Genomic DNA, 24,050 nt, shown 5'->3' with positions numbered 1-24,050 from the left:
AGCCAGAGATGAATCGCCAACCCTCCTGTCAGACCACCGCGACCCCGTCTTTCCACACGCTTCGGACGAGGGGCACTCCCGGGCGATAGGCGAGGTGGATGCGCGTCGGGGCAGCGAGCAGCACGAGATCGGCCCGCGCACCCGGCGCGATCACCCCGACGTCGCCTCGACGCAGCGCCCTCGCCCCGCCGGCGGTCGCCGCCCAGACGGCCTCAGCCGGTGTCATCCCCATGTCCCGCACGGCGATCGCGATGCAGAACGCCATCGATGAGGTGAAGCTCGATCCCGGGTTCGTGTCGCAGGCCAACGCGACCGTCACTCCAGCGTCGATCAGCCGACGCGCGTTCGGGTAGGGCTGCCGGGTCGAGAACTCGACGCCGGGCAGCAGCGTGAGCACGGTGTCGGATGCGGCGAGCGCCGTGACATCGCCGTCGGTCAGGTACGTGCCGTGGTCGACGGATGCTGCTCCGAGCTCGACCGCGAGCCGCACGCCCTCCCCCGGCCCGAGCTGGCTGGCGTGCACTCTGGGCGCGAGCCCGCGGGCGATGCCGGCTTCGAGCACGCGTCGCGACTGCGGCACCATGAAGGCGCCGGTCTCGCAGAACACGTCGATCCACTTCGCGTGCGGGGCGCAGGCGTCGAGCATCGGGCCGACCACGAGATCGACGTACTCGTCGGATCGGTCCGCATACTCCGCCGGCACCACGTGCGCACCGAGGAACGTGACCTCGGGAGTGACCTCCGCGGCCAGACGCACGAGGCGCTCCTCGTCGACGACGCTCAGGCCGTATCCGCTCTTGATCTCGACCGTCGTGGTGCCCTGAGCCCGCATCTCGTCGAGGAATCCGCGCAGCCGGGCCCGCAATTCGTCGTCGCTTGCGGCGCGTGTGGCGGCCACGGTGGAGCGGATGCCGCCCGCGGCATACTTCTGCCCTGCCATGCGCGCCTCGAACTCCGCGGCACGGTCGCCGCCGAACACGAGGTGGCTGTGGCTGTCGACGAAGCCCGGGATCACCGCGCGTCCACCGGCATCCACCGTCTCATCGGCCATCGGCGCATCCGACGCCGCCCCCACCCAGGCGATGCGCCCGTCCTCGATCAGCACAGCGGCGTCGCGATGGGTGCCGCAGGGATCATCGACAGCGCCGACATTGGTGGTCAGCTCGCCGATGTGCGTGATCAGCGTCGTCATGGCCTCAGCCTCTCAGAGCATCGGGATCTTGAGGCCCCGATCACGGGCGACCTCGCGGGCGTGTTCGTAGCCGGCGTCGACGTGCCGCATGACCCCCGTGCCCGGATCGTTGGTGAGCACGCGTTCCAGCTTCTCGGCCGCGAGCGCGGAGCCGTCGGCGACCGAGACCTGACCTGCGTGGATCGAACGCCCGATGCCGACACCGCCGCCGTGGTGCAGTGACACCCACGATGCGCCGGACGACGTGTTCAAGAGAGCGTTGAGCAGGGGCCAGTCGGCGATCGCATCCGAGCCGTCTTTCATGGCCTCGGTCTCGCGGTACGGCGACGCGACGGAGCCGGAGTCCAGGTGATCGCGGCCGATCACGATCGGGGCGGACAGCTCGCCGGACGCCACCATCTCGTTGAACTTGAGTCCGGCGAGATGACGCTCCTTGTAGCCGAGCCAGCAGATGCGGGCGGGGAGTCCCTCGAAGTGCACCTTCTCGCCGGCCTTCTCCAGCCAGCGGTGCAGGGCCGCGTCCTCGGGGAAGAGCTCCGCGATGGCGCGGTCGGTCTTGCGGATGTCCTCGGGGTCGCCCGAAAGCGCCGCCCAGCGGAACGGCCCGCGCCCCTCCTCGAACTGGGGGCGGATGTACGCGGGCACGAAACCCGGGAACTCGAACGCCCGGTCGAAGCCGCCGAGCTCCGCCTCGCGCCGGATCGAGTTGCCATAGTCGAAGACCGCGGCACCGGCATCCTGGAAGTCCACCATCGCCGCGACGTGCGCGGCCATCGACTCCCGCGCCCGGCGGGTGAACTCCTCCGGATCGCGCTCGGCTTCGGCCTTCCAGTCGGCGACCGAGATGCCGACCGGCAGGTAGGCGAGCGGATCGTGCGCGCTGGTCTGATCGGTCACGATGTCGATCGGCACGCCGCGACGCTGCAGCTCGGGGAAGACCTCGGCCGCGTTGCCGACGACACCGACCGAGAGGGCCTCGCCGGCGTCCTTGGCCGCGACGACGCGCGCCACGGCGGCGTCGAGATCGGTCGTGTACTCGTCGAGGTAGCCGTGCTCCACCCGCCGGGCCAGGCGCGACTCGTCGACATCGACGATCAGCACGGTGCCGTCGTTCATCGTCACCGCGAGAGGCTGAGCACCGCCCATGCCGCCGGCCCCACCGGTGAGGGTGAGCGTGCCCCGCAGCGATTCGCGACCGAGCGAGCGGGCGACGGCGGCGAACGTCTCGTACGTCCCCTGCAGGATGCCCTGCGTGCCGATGTAGATCCAGGAACCGGCGGTCATCTGGCCGTACATGATGAGTCCGAGCTCCTCGAGCTTGCGGAACTCGGGCCACGTCGCCCAGTCCCCTACGAGGTTCGAGTTCGCGATCAGCACGCGCGGCGCCCACTCATGGGTGCGGAAGACACCGACCGGCTTGCCGGACTGCACGAGCAGCGTCTCATCGGGCTCGAGCTCGTCGAGGGTGCGCACGATCGCGTCGTACGCCTCCCAGCTGCGGGCCGCCTTTCCGGTGCCGCCGTAGACCACGAGGTCTTCGGGGTGCTCGGCCACCTCGGGATCGAGGTTGTTCATCAGCATCCGCTTGGCGGCCTCGGCGCCCCAGCTCTTCGCCGTGCGCTGGTTGCCTCGGGCGGCACGGACCACGCGGGGGCCGGATTCGTTGTGCTCAACCATGAGTGTGCTCCTTCGCGATGCGGGCGACCTCGCCCGACTGGACCAGTGCGGTGACGGCTTCCATCTCCGGGGAGAGGAATCGATCGGGGCCGGGGCCGGCGGCCACGGTGCGGACGAGATCGCGCACGGCACCCGTCGCCGGGCCTGCCTGCAGCGGCGCCCGCAGATCGAGCGCCCGGGCACCCGTGAGGATCTCGATCGCCAGAACGCGTCCCAGTCCGTCGATCGCCCGGCGGAGCTTGCGTGCCGCCGCCCATCCCATCGAGACGTGGTCCTCCTGCATGGCGGAGGACGGGATCGAGTCGACGGATGCCGGTACGGCGAGGCGCTTGAGCTCGGAGACGATGCCGGCCGCCGCGTACTGGGCGATCATGAGCCCGGAGTCCACGCCCACCTCGTCGGCGAGGAACGGGGGCAGCCCGTGGCTGCGGGCGGGATCGAGCGCCCGGTCGGTGCGGCGCTCGGACACCGAGGCCACGTCGGCCACGGAGATCGCGAGGAAGTCGAGCACCGCGGCGACCGGGGCACCGTGGAAGTTGCCGTTCGATTCGATCCGGCCGTCGAGCGTGATCACCGGATTGTCGATCACGCTGGCGAGCTCGCGCCCGGCGATCAGGCCGGCGTGTGCCATCGTGTCGCGGGCGGCACCGTGCACCTGCGGTGAGCAGCGCAGCGAATAGGCGTCCTGCACCCTCCCGTCCTCCGGGCCCTTGTGGCTCGCGACCATGGGCGAGTCGGCGAGGAAGGCACGAAGGTTGCCCGCGGACTCGGTCTGCCCGGTCTGCGGGCGGAGCGCCATGAGGTCGGCGGCGAACACGGCATCGGTGCCGAGCTGCGACTCGATCGACATGGCCGCGGCGATATCGGCGGTGACGAGCAGCTGGTCGAGATCGTGCAGGGCCAGAACGAGCATGCCCAGCATCCCGTCGGTCCCGTTGATGAGCGCGAGGCCCTCCTTCTCGACGAGAGTGAGGGGTTCGATCCCGGCCGCGGCGAGCGCCTCGGCGGCGGGGAGCACGACACTCCCCGGTTGCTGAGCCTGATCCCCCGGTTGCTGAGCCTGATCCCCCGGTTGCTGAGCCTGATCCCCCGGTTGCTGAGCCTGACGAAGCACGCGCACCTCGCCTTCGCCCATCGCGGCGAGGGCGATGTGCGCGAGCGGTGCGAGATCACCCGAGCAGCCGAGAGAACCGTACTCGCGCACGATCGGAGTCACGCCGGCGTTGAGCATCGCCGCATACGTCTCGACGACGACGGAGCGCACCCCCGTGCGCCCCGACGCGAGCGTCTGCAGTCGCAGCAGCTGCAGGCCGCGGGTGACCTCGACCTCGATCTCGGCACCGGTGCCCGCCGCGTGCGATCGGATCAGACTCGCCTGGAGCTGCAGCCGGCGATCCGGGGCGATGAACGTCGTGGCCAGTGCCCCGAAGCCGGTGGAGACGCCGTAGTGCGGATGCGGGTCGGCGGCGAGCCCGTCGATCACGTTCCGCGTCTGCGCCACCCGCTCGAGTGCGGCGGCGTCGATGACGACCGGCGCTCCGAGACGCGCGACGGCGACGACATCGGCGGGGGTCAGCGGCGCGGCACCGACGAGGACGGGGGCAAGATCACTCATGTTCTGATTCCACACCCACGGTGTCGACGGCGACAGCGGATCATGGCATCCTGTGTCTGTGATCCCAGACAATCCTGCGGCTGAGCAGCACCGCGAACCGCAGGTCCCCGCCGCGGAGAACACGCTGCGCATCCTGAGCCACCTCGCTGGGCGACCGGCGCCGGTCGCAGCCTCGGCGATCGCCCGCGAGCTCGCTCTCCCCCGCTCCACCGTGTATCACCTGCTCACGACCCTTTCGGCCCACGGGTTCGTGCTGCACTTCCGCGAGGAGCGGCGCTGGGGCCTCGGCACCTCCGCCTTCGAGCTCGCCGGCGGATACGCGCGGCAGCAGCCGCTCGCCCGCCTCGGTCGCCCGCTGGTCGCCGCGCTCTCCGACCAGCTGGGCGAGAGCGCGCACGTGGCCGTCATGAGCGGGGGTGATGTGCTCTACATCGTCGAGGAGCGCGCACCGCGGCGACCCGCGCTGGTGACCGACGTCGGAGTGCGACTCCCCGCACATCTCACCGCCAGCGGAAGAGCGATGCTTGCGGCCCTGCCGCGGGAGCAGGTGCGGGCGCTGTACCCGAGCGCCTCGGCGTTCCCCCACCGCACTGGCCGGGGTCCGCGCCGGCCGACCGAGCTTCGCGAACTGCTCCGCGAGGTGCGCTCCCGCGGCTACGCGACGGAGGACAGCGAGGTCGCCGACGGTCTACGCTCCGTCGGCGCAGCCGTGCGCGACCAGGCGGGCTGGCCTGTCGCGGCGGTGGCGGTGACCTGGGCGGACGAGAGCCTCGACGAGCGTCACCTGGCGGAGGCTGTGATCGACACCGCCGCGGTGCTGGAATCGCGGTTGAAGCGATGAGTGAGTTGTCGCAGAACTGCGACGAGATCGCGACAGCCCGGCGACGCGCCGGCGACAACCACTGGATACGCTCGTTCCATGACCACCTCACGCGCTGCTGACAGGGCCGGCCGCCGACACCGCGGACTCGCACTCGGGCTCGCCGCATCCGTCCTCCTCACCGGGTGCGCCGCCGCTCCGGTCGCGGTCTCGAAGGAGACGTCGAAGCCGGTTCCGACGGCATCCGCGGAGCCCGCCGCCGGAGTGGCCACGGTGCCGGGATACGACGTGGGACAGTTCCCGCCGATCCCGATGTTCGTGCTTCCGGACCTCTCGCTGCTCGACTCCTCAGCATCCGCCTTCGCGATCAAGGTCAACGAGGCGCTGACCGACATCCCCGGGGTGATCGCCTCCCCCGCGCACTGCGACGCCGGCGGGAGCGTCATCTCCGGCAACGGGACGGCCCTGCTCTACGGCGACGGCTCCGGCTCGTTCACCGGCCCCGACGGCACCGTGCAGAACTTCGGCGACGGTTCCGGGAACTCGACGATCAACGGGGTCACCATCCAGAACTTCGGTGACGGCTCCGGGAACTACAGCAATGGGACGGTGACGATCCAGAACTTCGGCGACGGATCGGGCAACTACACCGACGCGACGAAGACCGTGCAGATCTTCGGCGACGGGTCGGGGAACTACACCGACGCGACGAAGACCATCCAGAACTTCGGCGACGGATCCGGCAACTATGAGGACGGCGACCTCACCATCCAGAACTTCGGCGACGGGTCCGGCAACTACCGCAGCGCCGAGATCACCATCGAGAACTACGGCGACGGTACCGCGAAGGTGAACGGAGAACAGGTGGAAGCCGAGCCGCTGCCCGTCGTCCCGACACTCGGAGTGTTTCCGCCTCTCGGCACGCTGGCGCCGCTCGAATCCTGCGGAACGACCCTCACCTTCGAAGACGGAGTCCTGTTCGACTTCGACAAGAGCGACATCCGCGCCGATGCCGGGAAGACGCTGGATGCTGTGGCCGAGGTGCTCACCTCCCTCGAGGTCGCACAGGCATCGGTATCGGGACACACGGACTCGGTCGGCTCCGACTCGTACAACCTGTCGCTGTCGGAGGACCGCGCCGACGCGGTGGTGGACGGACTCGAGGATCGCGGCGTCCGCACGTCTCTCACGGGCGAAGGTTTCGGCGAGAGCCGCCCGGTCGCGGCCAACGAGATCGATGGCGAGGACAATCCGGCGGGCCGGCAGCTCAATCGTCGCGTCGAGATCTTCATCCCGGCGACCCTCTGACAGGAGAGGATGAGACCCATGCGCGCTTCCCGATCGACTGCCGCCGCGACGGCTGTGCTCGTGACCGCCGTCGTGCTGAGCGGATGCACTCTCCGCATCGTCGATCCGGCGTCGGAGAGTCCGGATCCGGCATCGAACTCGCAGGGTCCGGAGTCGCCTCCAGCCGAGGCACCCGAGCAGGAGACGCCCGAGGCGAACCCGCCATCCGCGGATCCGCAGTCCGATGGGTGGGATGCCGAGCACGCGGCACACCGCGAACGCCTGCTGGACTCCGCGTCGACGACCATGCCGTGCCCCACGGGTCCGCTGCAGCAGGACGGCACCATCATCCGCATCGAGGGCGACTGCGACGAGATCCGGATCGATCTCGATGCGGGTGCGGTCATCGTCGACGACGTCTCGTCGCTCCTGCTCAGCGGGTCAGGAACCGTCGTCTACGCGGCCACCATCGGCGAGGTGCGCGTGAGCGGGACCGCGAACGAGATCTACTGGCTCGGCGAGACTCCGCAGGTGACCGACACCGGCACGGCGAACGTCCTCCGGCGGGGCTGAGAGATGGAGACCCCGAGCCGGCCGAACATCCTCATCGTCGACGACGACGAGGCCATCACCGTCGCGCTTGCGGCTTTTCTCGGCCGGAGCGGCTTCGACGTGCGCATCGCCGAGGACGGCCGTGCCGGTCTTCTCGAAGTCGAGCAGGACGTGCCTGACCTGGTCGTCTGCGACGTCTTGATGCCGCACGTCGACGGCCGCGAGTTCGTGCGCCGAGTCCGCGCCCGTCAGCTCTGGCTCCCGATCATCCTGCTCACCCAGGTGGGCGAGTCGTGGGAGCGCAGTGCCGCGCTCGACGAGGGGGCGGATGACTACCTCAACAAGCCGTTCGATCCGCACGAGCTCATCTCGCGGATCCGCGCCGTTCTCCGTCGCACCGTCCGGGGCGCGGCCCCTCTGCGATCGGCCGAACGCCTCCGCGCGCACGACCTCACGGTCGACCGGACGGCTCGACGCGTCTGGCGGGGTGATGAGGAACTGTCCCTCACGCCGAAAGCGCTGATGCTGCTGGAGTATCTGATGCTGCACCCGCAGGAAGTGCACTCCCGCGACCGTCTCCTGTCGGCGCTGTGGGGCTTCGACTTCGCATCGTCGAGTCGTGCCGTCGACCATCGGATCGCCGAGCTGCGACGCGTCCTGGGTGACAGCTCGACGCAGGCTCGCTACATCGAAACGGCCCAGAGCCTGGGATATCGCTTCCTCGCACCGGTGGTCGCAGGATGACCGAACGCAGAGGCGTCGCCCTCGGCCTGCTGACCGCGGTGCCCGTGGGCCTCGGTGCCCTGGCTGCGGGAGGCATGCTCCTCGCCGGCGACCAACGCCTTCTCGCGATGGAGCTCGCGCTGCCCGGTGCTGTGCTGATCGGCGGTGCGCTCGTGTCCTGCATCCCGGGCGCGATGTTGATCCGGCACTCGGCCCGCGCTCGGTCGCGGCGCCGTGAGTCTGCCGCCGTGGACGCCGCCCGCACCGCAGCAGCCCTTCACGAGCGCGAGAACCATCAGCGGTTCCTCGCGCGGCTCGATCATGAGCTGAAGAATCCGCTCACGGCCATCCGGGCGACGGCGGTCGCCGCTCAGGATGGTGCGGAGGACGCGGCATGGCGCACGGTCGATGCGCAGGCGAACAAGCTCAGCACTCTCGTCCGCGATCTGCGGAAGCTGGCCGACCTCGAGACGCGCCCGCTGGAACTCGAGGTCATCGACCTCGAGCAGGTCATCGGCGAGGCCATCACCGCTCTGCGGCAGCAGGATCCGACTGCCGGGGCACGGATCGACTTCGTCGTCACGCGGGTCCCCTGGGCTGTCCCTCCGCTCTCAGCCGACATCGATCTGCTGTCGTTGGCAGTGGACAATGTGTTCGGCAACGCCGCGAAGTACTCCGCGACCGGCCCGATCGAGGTGCGGTTGCGTGAACAGGACGGGTGGGCTGTCGTGGATGTGGCGGATGCCGGACGCGGCATACCCGCCACCGACGTCGCCCAGGTCTTCGATGAGCTCGCGCGTGCGCAGAACGCGCGTGACGTGGCCGGCTCCGGCATCGGGCTGACGCTCGTCGCTACGGTCATGCGGTTGCATGGCGGCGATGTGTCGATCCGCTCGGCCGAAGGCTCCGGCACGCTGGTGACGCTGCGCCTTCCGATACGGCGCTGAGCAGCCTGGCGCGCGTGTCCGTGTTAACGAAAAAGAGCCACCCAACGTTGGGTGGCTCTTTTTCTTAAAAGAAGTCCGGCGGTGTCCTACTCTCCCACAGGGTCCCCCCTGCAGTACCATCGGCGCTGTGAGGCTTAGCTTCCGGGTTCGGAATGTAACCGGGCGTTTCCCTCACGCTATGGCCGCCGAAACACTATTGATGTTTCAATCAAAACACATAACAAAGTCAATGTTGTCATGCGGTTCTCGACCGTACATCGAGAACCACTCAGTGGACGCGTAGCACCAACAAACGGTGTGTTATCAAGTCATCGGCTTATTAGTACCAGTCAGCTGCATGCATTACTGCACTTCCACATCTGGCCTATCAACCCAGTAGTCTGGCTGGGAGCCTCTCACCCGAAGGTATGGAAGTCTCATCTTGAGGCCGGCTTCCCGCTTAGATGCTTTCAGCGGTTATCCATCCCGAACGTAGCTAATCAGCGGTGCTCCTGGCGGAACAACTGACACACCAGAGGTTCGTCCAACCCGGTCCTCTCGTACTAGGGTCAGATCCTCTCAAACTTCCTACGCGCGCAGCGGATAGGGACCGAACTGTCTCACGACGTTCTAAACCCAGCTCGCGTACCGCTTTAATGGGCGAACAGCCCAACCCTTGGGACCTACTCCAGCCCCAGGATGCGACGAGCCGACATCGAGGTGCCAAACCATGCCGTCGATATGGACTCTTGGGCAAGATCAGCCTGTTATCCCCGAGGTACCTTTTATCCGTTGAGCGACAGCGCTTCCACAAGCCACTGCCGGATCACTAGTCCCGACTTTCGTCCCTGCTCGACCTGTCAGTCTCACAGTCAAGCTCCCTTGTGCACTTACACTCGACACCTGATTGCCAACCAGGTTGAGGGAACCTTTGGGCGCCTCCGTTACTTTTTGGGAGGCAACCGCCCCAGTTAAACTACCCACCAGGCACTGTCCCTGAACCGGATTACGGTTCGAAGTTAGATATCCAGAGTGACCAGAGTGGTATTTCAACAATGACTCCACACGAACTAGCGTCCATGCTTCACAGTCTCCCACCTATCCTACACAAGCCACACCGAACACCAATACCAAGCTGTAGTAAAGGTCACGGGGTCTTTCCGTCCTGCTGCGCGTAACGAGCATCTTTACTCGTAATGCAATTTCGCCGAGTTCGCGGTTGAGACAGTTGGGAAGTCGTTACGCCATTCGTGCAGGTCGGAACTTACCCGACAAGGAATTTCGCTACCTTAGGATGGTTATAGTTACCACCGCCGTTTACTGGGGCTTAAATTCTCAGCTTCGCCTTACGGCTAACCGGTCCTCTTAACCTTCCAGCACCGGGCAGGCGTCAGTCCGTATACATCGTCTTGCGACTTGGCACGGACCTGTGTTTTTAGTAAACAGTCGCTACCCACTAGTCTCTGCGGCCACCACACCCTTTTCGGAGCAAGTCCGTATAAGTGGATGGCCCCCCTTCTCCCGAAGTTACGGGGGCATTTTGCCGAGTTCCTTAACCACGATTCTCTCGATCTCCTTGGTATTCTCTACCTGACCACCTGAGTCGGTTTGGGGTACGGGCGGCTAGAACCTCGCGTCGATGCTTTTCTTGGCAGCATAGGATCACCCACTTTTTATTCGCATCGTGTCTCAGCCTGTATGAGTCGCGGATTTGCCTACGACTCGGCCTACGCACTTGCACCCGGACAACCATCGCCGGGCTGGGCTACCTTCCTGCGTCACACCTGTTAATACGCTAACCGCACCAGAATGGGGTCGTGCGCTAGGCCCAGAGCGTCACCCCGAAGGGATCAGTCACTGGGATTCAGACACTTAGCACTACTGGATTAGCTTGGGCGGTTCTTCGCCGGTACGGGAATATCAACCCGTTGTCCATCGACTACGCCTGTCGGCCTCGCCTTAGGTCCCGACTTACCCAGGGAAGATTAGCTTGACCCTGGAACCCTTGGTCTTTCGGAGGACGTGTTTCTCACACGTCATTCGCTACTCATGCCTGCATTCTCACTCGTGTAGCCTCCACGGCTGGTTCACACCGCCGCTTCGCTGGCCACACGACGCTCTCCTACCCATCAACACGGCTGGACCACGAAGGCCTACCAATAATGTCAATGCCACAACTTCGGTGGCGTGCTTGAGCCCCGTTACATTGTCGGCGCGGAATCACTTGACCAGTGAGCTATTACGCACTCTTTCAAGGGTGGCTGCTTCTAAGCCAACCTCCTGGTTGTCAAGGCAACTCCACATCCTTTCCCACTTAGCACGCGCTTTGGGACCTTAGTTGGTGGTCTGGGTTGTTTCCCTCTCGACTATGAAGCTTATCCCCCACAGTCTCACTGCTGCGCTCTCACTTACCGGCATTCGGAGTTTGGCTGACGTCAGTAACCTTGTAGGGCCCATCGGCCATCCAGTAGCTCTACCTCCGGCAAGAAACACGCAACGCTGCACCTAAATGCATTTCGGAGAGAACCAGCTATCACGAAGTTTGATTGGCCTTTCACCCCTATCCACAGCTCATCCCCTCAGTTTTCAACCTAAGTGGGTTCGGTCCTCCACGACGTCTTACCGTCGCTTCAACCTGGCCATGGATAGATCACTTCGCTTCGGGTCTAGGACATGCGACTGAATCGCCCTATTCAGACTCGCTTTCGCTACGGCTACCCCACACGGGTTAACCTCGCCACATATCGCTAACTCGCAGGCTCATTCTTCAAAAGGCACGCTGTCACCCCTACTAAGGAGGCTCCAACGGTTTGTAAGCAAACGGTTTCAGGTACTATTTCACTCCCCTCCCGGGGTACTTTTCACCTTTCCCTCACGGTACTTGTCCGCTATCGGTCATCTGGGAGTATTTAGGCTTATCAGGTGGTCCTGACAGATTCACACGGGATTTCACGGGCCCCGTGCTACTTGGGATACTCTTCGCGCCAAGCAAGGCATTTCGACTACGGGGTTGGCACCCTCTATGACCGGCCTTTCAAGACCGTTCGTCTATACCTTCTTGTAACGCTGCCACCTCGGCAGAGATGACTGAAAAGTCCCACAACCCCCAACGTGCAACACCTGCCGGCTATCACACACGCTAGGTTTAGCCTGTTCCGGTTTCGCTCGCCACTACTAACGGAATCGCGGTTGCTTTCTCTTCCTGTGGGTACTGAGATGTTTCACTTCCCCACGTTCCCTCTACCCGCCCTATATATTCAGGCGGGAGTCACTAGGTCGGCACGCCGCCCAGCGGGGTTTCCCCATTCGGACACCCTCGGATCAAAACTTGCTTATCAGTTCCCCGAGGCTTATCGCAGATTGCTACGTCCTTCTTCGGCTCCAGATGCCAAGGCATCCACCGTTTGCTCTTAAAGACTTGATAAATCACATGAGTTTGAATCAGAATCGACACCGAACCCCGAAGGATCCGGACATTGAAATTGACTAATGATCTTTAAGATCATCTTGTGCAACACCCCAAAGGATGTTGCAAGATGCTCGCGTCCACTGTGTAGTTCTCAAAGTACGGGCGGTACCCCTCACCATCTCCCCAACCGGGGAAACGACAAAAGGTCCAGAGGTACAGATTCGGATCCGAAGACCCGCATCCGGTCCCTCAGGACCCAACAGCGTGCAGACACCCACCCCCTCACCCAGAACCTTCCAACCGCAAGCGGTGTACTAATTCCAGGATCAGATCCTGATGCCATGTCAAATGTTCCACCCATGAGCTCCCAGCGAAGAACGAACGCCTTCGATCTGGGTTCTGGACACCTACAAGAGGTGTCAGATGCTCCTTAGAAAGGAGGTGATCCAGCCGCACCTTCCGGTACGGCTACCTTGTTACGACTTAGTCCTAATTACCAATCCCACCTTCGACGGCTCCCTCCAAAAAGGTTAGGCCACCGGCTTCAGGTGTTACCGACTTTCATGACTTGACGGGCGGTGTGTACAAGACCCGGGAACGTATTCACCGCAGCGTTGCTGATCTGCGATTACTAGCGACTCCGACTTCATGAGGTCGAGTTGCAGACCTCAATCCGAACTGGGACCGGCTTTTTGGGATTCGCTCCACCTCACGGTATTGCAGCCCTTTGTACCGGCCATTGTAGCATGCGTGAAGCCCAAGACATAAGGGGCATGATGATTTGACGTCATCCCCACCTTCCTCCGAGTTGACCCCGGCAGTATCCCATGAGTTCCCACCATTACGTGCTGGCAACATAGAACGAGGGTTGCGCTCGTTGCGGGACTTAACCCAACATCTCACGACACGAGCTGACGACAACCATGCACCACCTGTTTACGAGTGTCCAAAGAGTTGACCATTTCTGGCCCGTTCTCGTATATGTCAAGCCTTGGTAAGGTTCTTCGCGTTGCATCGAATTAATCCGCATGCTCCGCCGCTTGTGCGGGTCCCCGTCAATTCCTTTGAGTTTTAGCCTTGCGGCCGTACTCCCCAGGCGGGGAACTTAATGCGTTAGCTGCGTCACGGAATCCGTGGAATGGACCCCACAACTAGTTCCCAACGTTTACGGGGTGGACTACCAGGGTATCTAAGCCTGTTTGCTCCCCACCCTTTCGCTCCTCAGCGTCAGTTACGGCCCAGAGATCTGCCTTCGCCATCGGTGTTCCTCCTGATATCTGCGCATTCCACCGCTACACCAGGAATTCCAATCTCCCCTACCGCACTCTAGTCTGCCCGTACCCACTGCAGGCCGGAGGTTGAGCCTCCGGATTTCACAGCAGACGCGACAAACCGCCTACGAGCTCTTTACGCCCAATAATTCCGGATAACGCTTGCGCCCTACGTATTACCGCGGCTGCTGGCACGTAGTTAGCCGGCGCTTTTTCTGCAGGTACCGTCACTTTCGCTTCTTCCCTGCTAAAAGAGGTTTACAACCCGAAGGCCGTCATCCCTCACGCGGCGTTGCTGCATCAGGCTTGCGCCCATTGTGCAATATTCCCCACTGCTGCCTCCCGTAGGAGTCTGGGCCGTGTCTCAGTCCCAGTGTGGCCGGTCACCCTCTCAGGCCGGCTACCCGTCGACGCCTTGGTGAGCCATTACCTCACCAACAAGCTGATAGGCCGCGAGCCCATCCCCAACCGAAAAATCTTTCCAACCACAGACCATGCGATCGTGGTACATATCCAGTATTAGACGCCGTTTCCAGCGCTTATCCCAGAGTCAGGGGTAGGTTGCTCACGTGTTACTCACCCGTTCGCCACTGATCCACCCAGCAAGCTGGGCTTCACCGTTCGACTTGCATGTGTTAAGCACGCCGCCAGCGTTCATCCTGAGCCAGGATCAAACTCTCCGTAAAAAAGAAATGCATACCCCACCGGGAAAACGGTGACGCAGCGAGTTTGATGCTGACCAAAGAGATGACATCATTGCTGACTTCATCCGAATGCCAACCCCACAAGGAGGTTGGTCTTTGATCCAAAGGAATTCTCACCCCCACCGAAGTGGAGACGAGGATAATTTGGCATTTGACAAGTGCACGCTGTTGAGTTCTCAAGGATCGGATGCTCCCACGACCCAGCCATCACAGCCAGGCCCGAAGGGCAACTTCTCTATCTTACTGATCTCGTTCCCGTTGTCAAATCGCCTTCCGGCGACCTGCTCGAGGGATCGAGGCAGTTCCTTCATCTGGAACACTCACTGAGTTGTTCTGGATTCGGGAAGTGTTCGTTACTTGACGGGAGCCGGTCCGAGGACCTCCGCTCAACCGTTTGGGGCGAACAAGTAATAACTTACGCGGATCCCGGGGGTCCGGCAAATCGCGGGCGACCGCCGGGCGTGTCGCACCGGGTTCCGCGTCAGCACGCGGCCAGACCGCTCCCCGGGGATGCCGAGGCGATCGCTCACGACACCTCCCCCGCCCTCGGCGCGAGCGTGCGTTCATCCTCGGCCGAGTCGTACCGCTCCTGCGCCTCGAGCACACCCTCGAATGGGACTCGGCCCAGACCTGCAAAGCCTTGAGAGGTTCGTGCAGGGAACGCTACGGCGCCGCAGTGGCGGCAGGAGACATGGACGCACTGGCGCGCACGCTGACCGCGGACGTGGTGTGGCATCAGCCCGGCGCCAACTCGCTGTCGGGCGACCATGTGGGCCCCGCGGCCGTCGTGGCCCATCTCGGTGCATTCATGGAGCGGAGTGCAGGCACCTTCACGCTCGTGACGGAATCGGCGACGGAGAGCGGCGACCTCGTCTCGACCACCGTGCGCTTCACCGCACGACGCGACGGCGCCGTCGATCTCGACCAGCACGGTGTCGACGTCTTCCGGATCGAAGGCGATCGGATCGCCGAGGTGTGGCTGATCAGCGAGGACCAGCGGGCGGAAGACCTGTTCTGGGGGTGAGCACGAACCCGATCGACTTCACCTAACGCCGGAAAGCCGCCAGTGCTTCGTCGATGAGGTCGAGCCCGCGCGTCGCCTCCTCGGCGGTGATCACACACGGCGGCACGACATGCAGGCGATTGTCCGCGAAGAACGGCAGCAGTCCGCGCGACAGCAGGTCGCTCTTCAGCGCCCCGATCGAGGAGGCGGCGAGCGGCGCCCGAGTGTCGCGGTCTTCGACGAGCTCGACGGCCCAGAACACACCGCTCCCGCGCACCTCGCCGATGAGCTCATGACGCGAGGCGAGTTTTTCGAGACGCGGGCCGATGACCTCGGCGCCGATGCGCCGGGCGTTGTCGACGATCCCCTCCTCGCGCATGGCGGTGATCGTCGCGACGACACTCGCCGCTGCCAGCGGGTGGCCGGAGTAGGTGAGTCCGCCGGGGAAGACGCGGTCGTCGAAGTGGTGCGCGATCTCGCCGGGGATGATCACCCCGCCGATCGGCACATATCCGGAGTTCACGCCCTTCGCGAAGGTGATGAGGTCGGGCCGCACGCCGAAGGCGTCGAGTGCGAGCCATTCGCCGGAGCGGCCGAAGCCGGCCATCACTTCGTCGAGGATGAGCAGGATGCCGTAGCGGTCGGCGATCTCGCGGACGCCCGCCAGGTATCCGGGAGGTGGCGTCAGGATGCCGGCCGTGCCGGGGATGGTCTCGAGCAGGATCGCGGCGATGCCGTCCGGTCCTTCGGACTGCACGACACGCTCGAGGTGATGCAGCGCGCGGGCCGATTCCTCCTCGGGCGTCGTCGCCCAGAACTCGGAGCGATACAGGTACGGTCCGAAGAAGTGCACGTGTCCGCGGGAGTACTCGTTCGGCAGGCGGCGCCAGTCACCGGTCGCGACCACTGCGGCTCCCGTGTTGCCGTGGTAGGAGCGATAGGTGGAGAGGATCTTGTCACGGCCGGTGAAGAGCCGCGCCATGCGGATCGCATTCTCGATGGCGTCGGCGCCGCCGTTCGTGAAGAACACCTTCTCGAAGCCCTCGGGCGCGATGTCGACGATGAGCTGCGCGGCCTCGGCGCGCACCGCGTTCGCATGGGCCGGTGCGACGGTGGTGAGCACCTCCGCCTGCGCCTGGATCGCCGCGACGACCTTCGGATGCTGGTGGCCGATGTTCACGTTGACGAGCTGACTCGAGAAGTCGAGGTAGCGGTTGCCGTCGGCATCCCACACCGTCGTGCCCTCGCCGCCCGCGAGCGGCAGCGGGTTGAGCGAGCCCTGGGCCGACCAGGAGTGGAACACGCGCGAACGGTCGGCGTTCGACACGTCGGCGTTGCTGAGCGTCGAAGCGGCGGCGGGCGAGGGGAACGACATGGACATCCTCCGGATCCGGGGCGGTGGCAGCATCCTGATTCTCTCAACCAAGCGTATAACCACTGAGCGCCAATCCGTCGATCGACCCTGCGGTTGACGGACAGAACGGCATCCGACAGGATGCGGGAATGCCTGCCACTCTCCGCGCCCTGCTGAACGAATCGCGCTTCGACCTGCGCCCGGTCAGTGGGGTCGACGACGCGCTCCGCGACACGGCCGTGCTCTGGGCGCACAGCTCGGACCTGCCCGACCCCACGCCGTGGCTCGGTTCCGGCGGTCTGCTCCTGACAGACGGCGGGCAGTTCGCCGGCCCCACCCCCGCACTCGCCGGGCCATACGCGCAGAGACTCGTCGACCACGGTGTGCTCGCGCTCGGCTTCGCGACCGGCATCGTGCACGACGCCATCCCCGACGAGCTGATCGGTGCCGCGACCGCGAGCGGGCTGCCGCTTCTCGAGATCCCTCGGGACACCCCGTTCATGGGCATCATCCGCTTCGTCTCCGATGCGGTCGCCGAAGACGATCGCCGGATGCTGGAGCAGTCACTCGCAGCGCAGCGCTCAGTCGCACGTGCCGCGCTCCGTCCCGACGGCCTCACCGAGATCCTGCGCGAGCTGGAACGCAACCTGGACTGCTGGGTGGCGCTGTTCGACGCCTCCGGCGCTCGGATGCAGGTGCCGACGCAGCGCGCGATCCCGCCGGCCCTCGCCCCCGAGATCGCGGAGGCCGTGACGGATATGCTCGCGCGCGGGCGGGCCGCGGCCGTGCGCCTGAGCATCGCCGGCGCCGGGGTCGGAGGCACCGTCGGCGAGGTCACTCTGCAGACCCTCGGCCAGCGCGGAGACCTGCGCGGCATACTGGCGGTCGGCACGGGAACGGGCGCACTCGATCGCGCACGCGCCGACCTCGTCGACGCGGTCATCGCACTGGCAAGCATCGCGCTCGAGCAGAGCCGCACACTCGACGATGCGCGAAGGCGCTTGCGCTCCGGTGTACTGGAACTGCTGACGGCGGGGATGACCGAGGTCGCCCAGCGCACGGTCGAGCACCTCTGGGGTCCCCTCCCCGCGGAACCGTTACGCGTCGGGAGCGTCGCCCTCCCGGCGCACGACGAGGGGACGGCGCAGACCCTGCGAGCGGCGCTCGAACTGCTGGCGGCCGACGGCCGAGAGACGCTGTTCTTCGCCGAGCGCAGCGAGCGCATCGTGACGGTGACCCCGGACAGCGACCGCACCGAGTTGCTCGCCGTGCTGGGTCGTCAGGGCGCCCGCGCCGGATTCTCCGCCGCCGCCACATGGGAGCGCTTCGCCGAGGCATCGACCGAATCCGAGCGGGCGCTAGCGCGCGCGACGCCCGAGCAGCAGATCGTGGAGTTCGACGATGTCGCGCTCGGCGGGCTGATCGGCCATCTCGAGCACACCGGTGCGCACGACATCGCCCTGCGGATGCTGCTGCCTCTGCAGCACCCCCAGGCTCCGGCCGGCCTTCGCCGCACGCTCGAGGTCTGGCTCGAGCACAACGGCGCGTGGGATCCCACGGCCAAGGCCCTCGGCATCCATCGCCACACCCTGCGGGCGCGAGTCGATGCCGCCGCCGGCCTTCTGGGTATGGATCTCGACACCTTCGCCGCCCGCAGCGAGCTCTGGGGAGCGCTGCAGCTGACTCGCGTCTGACCGCAGCAGGAAGCGCGGTCTCAGCTGTTCTGCGGGAATCCGAGGTTGATGCCGCCGTGCGCGGAGTCGTTGCGGGAGGCGGGGTCGATCCAGCGGCTGGTGACGGCCTTCTCGCGCGTGAAGAAGTCGAAGCCGTGCACGCCGTATGCCTTCGCGTCGCCGAACAGCGACTTCTTCCAGCCGCCGAACGAGTGGTAGGCGACGGGCACGGGGATCGGCACGTTGATGCCGATCATGCCCACCTGCACCTCGTTCTGGAAGCGACGGGCCGCACCACCGTCGTTCGTGAAGATCGCGGTGCCGTTGCCGAACTCACCCGAGTTGATCAGGGCGAGACCCTCGTCGTACGAGGCGACGCGGACGACCGAGAGCACCGGGCCGAAGATCTCCTCGGTGTACGCGCGGGAGGTGGTGGGAAGGCCGTCGATCAGGGTCGGACCGAAGAAGAAGCCGTCTTCGTGGCCGTCGACCGTGAAGCCTCGACCGTCGACGACGATGGTGGCACCGTCCGCTTCGGCGATGTCGACGTAGGACGAGACCTTGTCGCGGTGCACGTCGGTGATGAGCGGCCCCATGTCGGGCTCGACGCCGTCGACGCCCGCGCCGTCGCCGATCTTCAGTGCCGCGATACGGTCGCTGATCTTCGCGATCAGGTCGTCGGCGACGGGCTCGACCGCGAGGACAACCGAGATCGCCATGCAGCGCTCCCCCGCGGCGCCGAATCCCGCGTTCACGGCGTTGTCGGCGACCAGGTCGAGGTCGGCATCCGGCAGCACCAGCATGTGATTCTTCGCGCCGCCCAGCGCCTGCACGCGCTTGCCGTTCTTCGATGCCGTCTCGTAGATGTACTGCGCGATCGGGGTCGACCCCACGAACGAGATCGACTGCACCACCGGTGACTCGAGCAGCCCGTCGACCGCGAGCTTGTCACCCTGCAGGACGGTGAAGACGCCGTCCGGAAGCCCCGCCTCCTGCCACACCTTCGCCAACCAGAGGGCGGCGGACGGATCCTTCTCGCTCGGCTTCAGCACCACGGCGTTGCCGGCCGCGATCGCGATCGGCACGAACCACAGCGGCACCATGACCGGGAAGTTGAAGGGCGAAATGACGCCGACCACCCCGAGCGGCTGCTTGAGCGAGTAGACGTCGATGCCGGAGGAGGCGTTCTCGCTGAACGCGCCCTTGATGAAATGCGGGAACCCGGTCGCGAGCTCGACGACCTCCTGGCCGCGGAGGATCTCACCCATCGCGTCGGAGACCACCTTGCCGTGCTCCGACGTGATCAACTCGGCGAGCTCGCGCTTGCGCGCGTTCAGGATCTCCCGGAACGCGAACAGCACCGACTGCCGCTTCGCGATCGAGTACCCGGACCAGATTCGGAAGCCGGCATCCGCCGAGGCGATCGCCTCATCGATCTCGGCCTGGTCGGCGAGCGCGACATGCGCCTGCACCGCGCCCGAGGCCGGATTGAAGACCGGGGCGGTCCGACCCGAGTCCGAGGGGCGCAGGGCGCCGTCGATCCAGTGCGCGATCACCGGGGCGGAGGAGTGTGCGGCTTCGACGGCGGATGGGGCGGCAATGGTCACGATTCACCTCGAGGTCGGGGACGGTTGAGACCATTGAAGCAAGCCGACGCCGGCCGGAACGGTGCCAGAACGTCGGAGATCTTCGTGAACCACCGACATTGAGGCAGATCGCGTCGAGGTCGCCATCGCGGCCGATCCAGGACGGGAGAACGTCAAAAACGGCCGATCAGTCATGATCTCTCATGTCTGATCGGCCGTCTGTTCTGTGGACCTAAGGGGATTCGAACCCCTGACCTCCTCGATGCGAACGAGGCGCGCTACCAACTGCGCCATAGGCCCGTGAACGACTTCTACGCTATCACGACGTGAGAGCCGCTCGCGTCGCGATCGATCAACCGGCAGCCCGTCGAGACAGCAGTTCCCGCACGTGCGCTTCGATCTCGGCATCGTCGACGAAGCCCATGCGCGCGTAAGGCGAAGAGGCTGCCGGGATCTGCGCCGGAGCGGCAGGTGCCGACATCTCCTCTGCGCGCGCACGGAGCGCGGCGACCCTTGCCGCCTTGCGACGTTCTTCCTGAGCTTCGATCTCCGCCCGAGCCGTCTGCGCTCGCGAGCCCGCGACTGTCACCAGTGGTTCCGGCAGGGGGCGCGGTGTCCAGGTGGCCCGGCCCTGATCATGCAGCTCGGGAGCGATGCGTTCCTGCACAGGGACCTCGGCGACCTGCGGCCGACGACCGGCGCGCTGCGCCACGGACGCCATCCGCTGCAGTGTCAGCCCGGCGAGGACGACGAGCGCTCCCCCGGTCCAGGCGAATACCTGCGCCCCCGAAGCGAGAATCTGCCAGATGCCGAGACCACCGACGACGAGCCCGAGGATCAGCGCCGTGGTGGCGACCGCCCGAACCCGGCGACGGGCGCGTGCGCGACGGACCGCGGGATCGGCGCGCGTCGCCGCGAGTTCTTCCCGCAACGACTCGAGCTCGGCGGCTTCCCGTTCGGCCTGCACACGCTTCGCCAGCTTCTGCTGGGCGAGTACGGTGCGGGCGTTCAACTCGAAGCGCACCTCGTTCGGCGTCTCGCTCGTCTCGGCGAGCACGCGCAGCGCCTGATTCAGACGCACGGCGTTGCGTTCCGCGGCGTTGTACTGGAAGCGGCCGCGCCAGGACGGGAGCAGATAGAGCATCCACAGGAGCACAGCGACGAGCACGATCACTCCCCCGCTCAGCACCGGCCCGTCCATAGGGTCAACGGTAAACGCTGCGGGCCGCTGAGCCCCGCAGGCGGAGCGTGTCGCGACGCATTCGCGTCCGGCGGATCCCCGGTCAGTCGCTCAGAGCGTCAGACGGTCGGACGGCGGCACCGTCGCGGCATCTGGCGGCACCTGACCGTTGATCCAGCGGGCCAGCACGCCCTGCGGCACATCCTCACGGGTCAGCGCGAAGGCGTAGTGATCACGCCAGTCGCCGTCGATGTGGATGTAGCGCCGACGCAGCCCCTCGTAGCGGAAGCCCAGCTTCTGCACGATGCGAAGGCTGGCCGCGTTCTCCGGACGGATGCAGATCTCCATGCGGTGCAGGCCGTACTCGACGAAGCAGGCATCGGTCGCGAGGGCCACAGCCGTCGGAGTGATCCCCCGGCCGGCGAACCGCTCACTCACCCAGTACCCGATGGTCGCCGAGCACAGGGAGCCGCGCGAGACGCCCCAGACATTGAGCTGTCCGGCGATCTCTCCGTCGTATTCCATGACGAACGGGTAGCCGGCCCCGTCGCGATGCTGCTGCAGCAGCCGCCGGATGCTCAGCCGCATGTCGAACGACACCGCGCCGTACGGCACGGTCGCCTCCCACGGCTGCAGCCAGGACCGGTTCGCGAGCAGTTCCGACTGCAGTGCGCGGGCGTCCTTCGTGCGCACGAGCCGGAGCTCGATCGGTCCGTGTCTCATTCCCGCCGCCAGATCCATGACTCGTCCCGACGCCCGCAGAGTCGCCTAGAGGCGTTCCGCGAACTCCTTCAACCAGGGACGCAGCTCCGGACCGAGGTCCTCACGGTCCGATGCCAGCTGCACGATCGCCTTGATGTAGTCGACGCGGTCGCCGGTGTCGTAGCGGCGTCCGCGGAAGATGACGCCGACCACGCCGGGGCCGTCGGCATCTGCCGCCATCTCCTGCAGCGCGTCGGTCAGCTGGATCTCGCCGCCCTTGCCGGGCTCGGTGCGCTCCAGGATCTCGAAGACGGATGCCGGCAGCACGTAGCGGCCGATGATCGCGAGGTTGGAGGGAGCATCCTCCTGGGCCGGCTTCTCCACGAGGCCGGTCACGCGGACATTGTCCGATCCTTCGATCGTCTCCACGGCGGCGGCGCCGTACATGTGGATGCTGGCCGGGTCGACCTCCATCAGTGCGATGACTGCGGCGCCGGAGCGCTCGTGCTCGGCGATCATGTCGGTGAGCAGCGGATCGCGCTCGTCGATCAGGTCGTCGCCGAGGAGCACCGCGAAGGAGCTGTCGCCGACGTGGGTGCGCGCCCGCAGCACGGCGTGGCCGAGGCCCTTGGGCTCGCCCTGACGCACGAAGTGGATGTCGGCGAGGTCGCTCGACTTCATGACGCTGGCCAGACGACCGTCGTCACCCTTCTCCATCAGCTTCACCTCGAGCTCGGGGACCGAGTCGAAGTGATTCGAGATCGCGTTCTTGTTGCGCCCGATGATGACGAGGATGTCGTCGATCCCGGCGTCCGCGGCTTCTTCCACCACATACTGGATCGCCGGCTTGTCGACGACCGGGAGCATCTCCTTCGGCATCGCCTTCGTCGCCGGCAGGAACCGCGTCCCCAATCCTGCAGCAGGAATGACGGCCTTGATCGTGTGCTCACCCATCCTCACAGCCTAGCGGGGTGCTCCGCCGTAGACTCGGAGCCATGTCGAACGACGTCGAACACGCCAAGCGCGCACTGCGCGCCGAACTCCGCGAACGACGTCAGCTGCTCTCCGACTCGCAGCGCGCTGCCGCGGCATCCGCGATCGGCGAGCGCCTCGACGCCCTGATCGACTCCCTCGGGGTGCGGTCGATCTCCTGCTTCCTCTCCACCACCACCGAGCCCGGCACCCGCGAGTTCGTGAGCCGCGCCGTGCGCCGCGGCATCCGCGTGCTTCTTCCCGTGACCCGCGCCGACGGCCTGCTGGACTGGGCCGTCGCCACCGCCGACGACGAGATCGCGGAGGGCCTCTACGGCCTGCCCGAGCCGACCGGCGAGGTGCTGGGGCCGATCGCGGTGAACGACGTCGATCTGATGATCGTCCCCGCCGCGGCCGTCGACCGGTCGGGGATGCGGATGGGATGGGGCCGCGGCTACTTCGACAAGACCATCGGCTCGATGGAGAAATGCCCGCCGGTGTACGCGGTCATCTATGATTCCGAGATACTCGACTCCCTGCCGCGGGAGGTGCACGACCAGCCGGTGAACGGCGTCGTCACCCCGTCGCAGACCCTGGAACTGTCGCCCCCGCGACGCTGACCGCAAGGACCCGCGAATGCCCACCTATGCCTATGCCTGCTCATCGTGCGGACACAAGTTCGACATCGTGCAGAGCTTCTCCGACGACACGCTCACCGAGTGCCCCGAGTGCGGGGGCGCGCTGCGCAAGCAGTACGGATCGATCGGGGTGACCTTCAACGGCTCCGGCTTCTACCGCACGGACTCGCGCCAGAATACTGGCGGTGGCAAGGATGCTTCGGCATCATCGAAGGCGGAGTCGACGACAAGCCCCAAGCCGGCGGCCGCATCGACTCCGGCCTCTTCCTGAGGCCAGAACGAACATCTGGGGGTTCCCATGCTCAAAGGATTCAAGGACTTCATCCTGCGAGGCAACGTCATCGACCTTGCCGTCGCCGTCGTCATCGGAGGTGCGTTCACGGCGATCGTGAACTCGGTGGTCGCCAGCATCATCACGCCGCTCGTCTCGCTCTTCTTCAAAGCGGATGCCACGGGCAAGTTCGGCCCTCAGCTCACGAGCATCTACGGCGACAAGGTCACCTTCCCGCTCGGCGAACTGCTCTCGGCGATCATCAGCTTCCTCGCCGTCGCGCTGGTCGTGTACTTCGTGTTCGTGCTGCCGATGAACACCTTCAAGGCGCACGTCGAGGCCCGCAAGGGCACGCGCGCGGAGGCGCCGGAGGATGAGCCGGCCGCGGCCACCGAGTCCGAGCTGCTCGTCGAGATCCGCGACCTGCTGGCGAAGAACGCCCGCGCCTGACATCAGCGCCCGCACGAGAGAAGCGCACGGCCCGCGAACGGGCCG

General features: G+C 65.7%; 18 protein-coding genes, 1 tRNA gene and 3 rRNA genes. 10 read left to right on the top strand and 12 right to left on the bottom strand.

The annotated features are described in order from the left end of the window. Window positions 1–28: 28 nt before the first annotated feature. From hutI to hutH, 3 genes are read right to left on the bottom strand one after another with little or no spacing between them, the layout of a single operon-like run. Window positions 29–1,192 carry an imidazolonepropionase gene (gene hutI / locus QFZ21_RS18670; protein ID WP_307380531.1) on the bottom strand — a complete coding sequence of 388 codons (1,164 nt, stop codon included), beginning with the start codon at window positions 1,190–1,192 and terminating at the stop codon, window positions 29–31. A 12-nt stretch (window positions 1,193–1,204) separates the two neighbouring features. After that, complete coding sequence (gene hutU / locus QFZ21_RS18665; protein WP_307380528.1) at window positions 1,205–2,869, bottom strand: urocanate hydratase; 1,665 nt, start codon at window positions 2,867–2,869, stop codon at window positions 1,205–1,207. Beyond that, entirely contained in the window at window positions 2,862–4,484 is a 1,623-nt protein-coding gene (gene hutH / locus QFZ21_RS18660) for a histidine ammonia-lyase (RefSeq protein WP_307380525.1), read from the bottom strand. Before hutH ends, hutU begins: the two co-directional genes overlap by 8 nt. Window positions 4,485–4,542: 58 nt before the next feature. On the opposite strand from hutH, the gene QFZ21_RS18655 reads away from it, so the two are divergent. From QFZ21_RS18655 to QFZ21_RS18635, 5 genes are all read left to right on the top strand, one after another. Further along, window positions 4,543–5,325: an IclR family transcriptional regulator gene (locus tag QFZ21_RS18655; protein WP_307380523.1), complete on the top strand. Its 783-nt coding sequence runs from the start codon at window positions 4,543–4,545 to the stop codon at window positions 5,323–5,325. A 78-nt stretch (window positions 5,326–5,403) separates the two neighbouring features. After that, window positions 5,404–6,612 (top strand): OmpA family protein, encoded by a 1,209-nt coding sequence (locus tag QFZ21_RS18650; RefSeq protein WP_307380520.1) that lies wholly within the window; start codon window positions 5,404–5,406, stop codon window positions 6,610–6,612. A gap of 18 nt (window positions 6,613–6,630) precedes the next feature. Beyond that, entirely contained in the window at window positions 6,631–7,164 is a 534-nt protein-coding gene (locus QFZ21_RS18645) for a hypothetical protein (RefSeq protein WP_307380518.1), read from the top strand. A gap of 3 nt (window positions 7,165–7,167) precedes the next feature. Further along, a complete protein-coding gene (locus tag QFZ21_RS18640) occupies window positions 7,168–7,887 on the top strand; it encodes a response regulator transcription factor (RefSeq protein ID WP_307380517.1) in 720 nt (239 codons plus the stop codon). Then, the gene (locus QFZ21_RS18635) at window positions 7,884–8,813 is read left to right on the top strand and encodes a sensor histidine kinase KdpD (protein ID WP_307380514.1); all 930 of its coding nucleotides are present in this window, start codon (window positions 7,884–7,886) and stop codon (window positions 8,811–8,813) included. Before QFZ21_RS18640 ends, QFZ21_RS18635 begins: the two co-directional genes overlap by 4 nt. 73 nt (window positions 8,814–8,886) lie before the next feature. Here QFZ21_RS18635 and rrf read toward each other — a convergent pair. From rrf to QFZ21_RS18620, 3 genes are all read right to left on the bottom strand, one after another. After that, window positions 8,887–9,003, bottom strand: a 5S ribosomal RNA gene (rrf, locus tag QFZ21_RS18630). Between the two features lie 109 nt (window positions 9,004–9,112). Next, window positions 9,113–12,216 (bottom strand): 23S ribosomal RNA (locus tag QFZ21_RS18625). A 419-nt stretch (window positions 12,217–12,635) separates the two neighbouring features. Beyond that, a 16S ribosomal RNA gene (locus QFZ21_RS18620) occupies window positions 12,636–14,158 on the bottom strand. Together the 16S, 23S and 5S rRNA genes form the textbook arrangement of a ribosomal RNA operon. A 658-nt stretch (window positions 14,159–14,816) precedes the next feature. Here QFZ21_RS18620 and QFZ21_RS18615 point away from each other — a divergent pair. Next, window positions 14,817–15,200 (top strand): nuclear transport factor 2 family protein, encoded by a 384-nt coding sequence (locus QFZ21_RS18615; protein ID WP_307380511.1) that lies wholly within the window; start codon window positions 14,817–14,819, stop codon window positions 15,198–15,200. Window positions 15,201–15,222: 22 nt separating this feature from the next. Here the strand turns inward: QFZ21_RS18615 and QFZ21_RS18610 are convergent, their stop codons facing one another. Continuing rightward, window positions 15,223–16,554 (bottom strand): aspartate aminotransferase family protein, encoded by a 1,332-nt coding sequence (locus QFZ21_RS18610; RefSeq protein WP_307380510.1) that lies wholly within the window; start codon window positions 16,552–16,554, stop codon window positions 15,223–15,225. Between the two features lie 128 nt (window positions 16,555–16,682). Between QFZ21_RS18610 and QFZ21_RS18605 the strand changes: the two genes are divergently transcribed. Then, a complete protein-coding gene (locus QFZ21_RS18605; protein ID WP_307380507.1) occupies window positions 16,683–18,227 on the top strand; it encodes a PucR family transcriptional regulator in 1,545 nt (514 codons plus the stop codon). Between the two features lie 20 nt (window positions 18,228–18,247). On the opposite strand, the gene QFZ21_RS18600 is transcribed toward QFZ21_RS18605, so the two are convergent. The 5 genes from QFZ21_RS18600 to galU all read right to left on the bottom strand — a co-directional run bounded on the left by QFZ21_RS18600 (window position 18,248) and on the right by galU (window position 22,628). Beyond that, window positions 18,248–19,813 carry a CoA-acylating methylmalonate-semialdehyde dehydrogenase gene (locus QFZ21_RS18600; protein ID WP_307380505.1) on the bottom strand — a complete coding sequence of 522 codons (1,566 nt, stop codon included), beginning with the start codon at window positions 19,811–19,813 and terminating at the stop codon, window positions 18,248–18,250. A gap of 206 nt (window positions 19,814–20,019) precedes the next feature. Next, window positions 20,020–20,092: transfer RNA gene (locus tag QFZ21_RS18595), tRNA-Ala, on the bottom strand. A gap of 52 nt (window positions 20,093–20,144) precedes the next feature. Beyond that, window positions 20,145–20,993, bottom strand: a complete 849-nt coding sequence (locus tag QFZ21_RS18590) for a hypothetical protein (protein ID WP_307380503.1) — start codon at window positions 20,991–20,993, stop codon at window positions 20,145–20,147. A gap of 90 nt (window positions 20,994–21,083) precedes the next feature. Next, window positions 21,084–21,695, bottom strand: coding sequence for a GNAT family N-acetyltransferase (locus tag QFZ21_RS18585; RefSeq protein ID WP_307380501.1), 612 nt, complete (start codon window positions 21,693–21,695; stop codon window positions 21,084–21,086). 45 nt (window positions 21,696–21,740) lie between these two features. Then, complete coding sequence (gene galU / locus QFZ21_RS18580; RefSeq protein ID WP_307380499.1) at window positions 21,741–22,628, bottom strand: UTP--glucose-1-phosphate uridylyltransferase GalU; 888 nt, start codon at window positions 22,626–22,628, stop codon at window positions 21,741–21,743. Window positions 22,629–22,669: 41 nt separating this feature from the next. Between galU and QFZ21_RS18575 the strand changes: the two genes are divergently transcribed. Genes QFZ21_RS18575 through mscL form a run of 3 tightly spaced genes read left to right on the top strand, consistent with a single transcriptional unit; the run spans window position 22,670 to window position 24,005 of the window. Beyond that, window positions 22,670–23,266, top strand: a complete 597-nt coding sequence (locus tag QFZ21_RS18575; RefSeq protein ID WP_307380498.1) for a 5-formyltetrahydrofolate cyclo-ligase — start codon at window positions 22,670–22,672, stop codon at window positions 23,264–23,266. A gap of 16 nt (window positions 23,267–23,282) precedes the next feature. Continuing rightward, window positions 23,283–23,555, top strand: coding sequence for an FmdB family zinc ribbon protein (locus tag QFZ21_RS18570; protein WP_307380496.1), 273 nt, complete (start codon window positions 23,283–23,285; stop codon window positions 23,553–23,555). A 27-nt stretch (window positions 23,556–23,582) separates the two neighbouring features. After that, window positions 23,583–24,005, top strand: a complete 423-nt coding sequence (gene mscL / locus QFZ21_RS18565) for a large conductance mechanosensitive channel protein MscL (protein ID WP_307380495.1) — start codon at window positions 23,583–23,585, stop codon at window positions 24,003–24,005. The last annotated feature ends 45 nt before the right edge of the window (window positions 24,006–24,050 follow it).

The sequence above is a fragment of the Microbacterium sp. W4I20 genome (assembly GCF_030816505.1).
In the GTDB taxonomy this organism is placed as follows: Bacteria; Actinomycetota; Actinomycetes; order Actinomycetales; family Microbacteriaceae; genus Microbacterium.
The sequence above is the reverse complement of the archived record's forward strand: the minus strand, read 5'-3'. Positions and strand labels throughout refer to the sequence as shown.

Coding starts and splice junctions, on each gene's coding strand:
- galU (WP_307380499.1), bottom strand. CDS start 22,628: ATGGGTGAGCACACGATCAAGGCCGTCATTCCTGCTGCAGGATTGGGG.
- QFZ21_RS18645 (WP_307380518.1), top strand. CDS start 6,631: ATGCGCGCTTCCCGATCGACTGCCGCCGCGACGGCTGTGCTCGTGACC.
- QFZ21_RS18635 (WP_307380514.1), top strand. CDS start 7,884: ATGACCGAACGCAGAGGCGTCGCCCTCGGCCTGCTGACCGCGGTGCCC.
- hutH (WP_307380525.1), bottom strand. CDS start 4,484: ATGAGTGATCTTGCCCCCGTCCTCGTCGGTGCCGCGCCGCTGACCCCC.
- QFZ21_RS18640 (WP_307380517.1), top strand. CDS start 7,168: ATGGAGACCCCGAGCCGGCCGAACATCCTCATCGTCGACGACGACGAG.
- QFZ21_RS18570 (WP_307380496.1), top strand. CDS start 23,283: ATGCCCACCTATGCCTATGCCTGCTCATCGTGCGGACACAAGTTCGAC.
- QFZ21_RS18650 (WP_307380520.1), top strand. CDS start 5,404: ATGACCACCTCACGCGCTGCTGACAGGGCCGGCCGCCGACACCGCGGA.
- hutI (WP_307380531.1), bottom strand. CDS start 1,192: ATGACGACGCTGATCACGCACATCGGCGAGCTGACCACCAATGTCGGC.
- QFZ21_RS18575 (WP_307380498.1), top strand. CDS start 22,670: ATGTCGAACGACGTCGAACACGCCAAGCGCGCACTGCGCGCCGAACTC.
- QFZ21_RS18610 (WP_307380510.1), bottom strand. CDS start 16,554: ATGTCGTTCCCCTCGCCCGCCGCCGCTTCGACGCTCAGCAACGCCGAC.
- QFZ21_RS18605 (WP_307380507.1), top strand. CDS start 16,683: ATGCCTGCCACTCTCCGCGCCCTGCTGAACGAATCGCGCTTCGACCTG.
- mscL (WP_307380495.1), top strand. CDS start 23,583: ATGCTCAAAGGATTCAAGGACTTCATCCTGCGAGGCAACGTCATCGAC.
- QFZ21_RS18585 (WP_307380501.1), bottom strand. CDS start 21,695: ATGAGACACGGACCGATCGAGCTCCGGCTCGTGCGCACGAAGGACGCC.
- QFZ21_RS18590 (WP_307380503.1), bottom strand. CDS start 20,993: ATGGACGGGCCGGTGCTGAGCGGGGGAGTGATCGTGCTCGTCGCTGTG.
- hutU (WP_307380528.1), bottom strand. CDS start 2,869: ATGGTTGAGCACAACGAATCCGGCCCCCGCGTGGTCCGTGCCGCCCGA.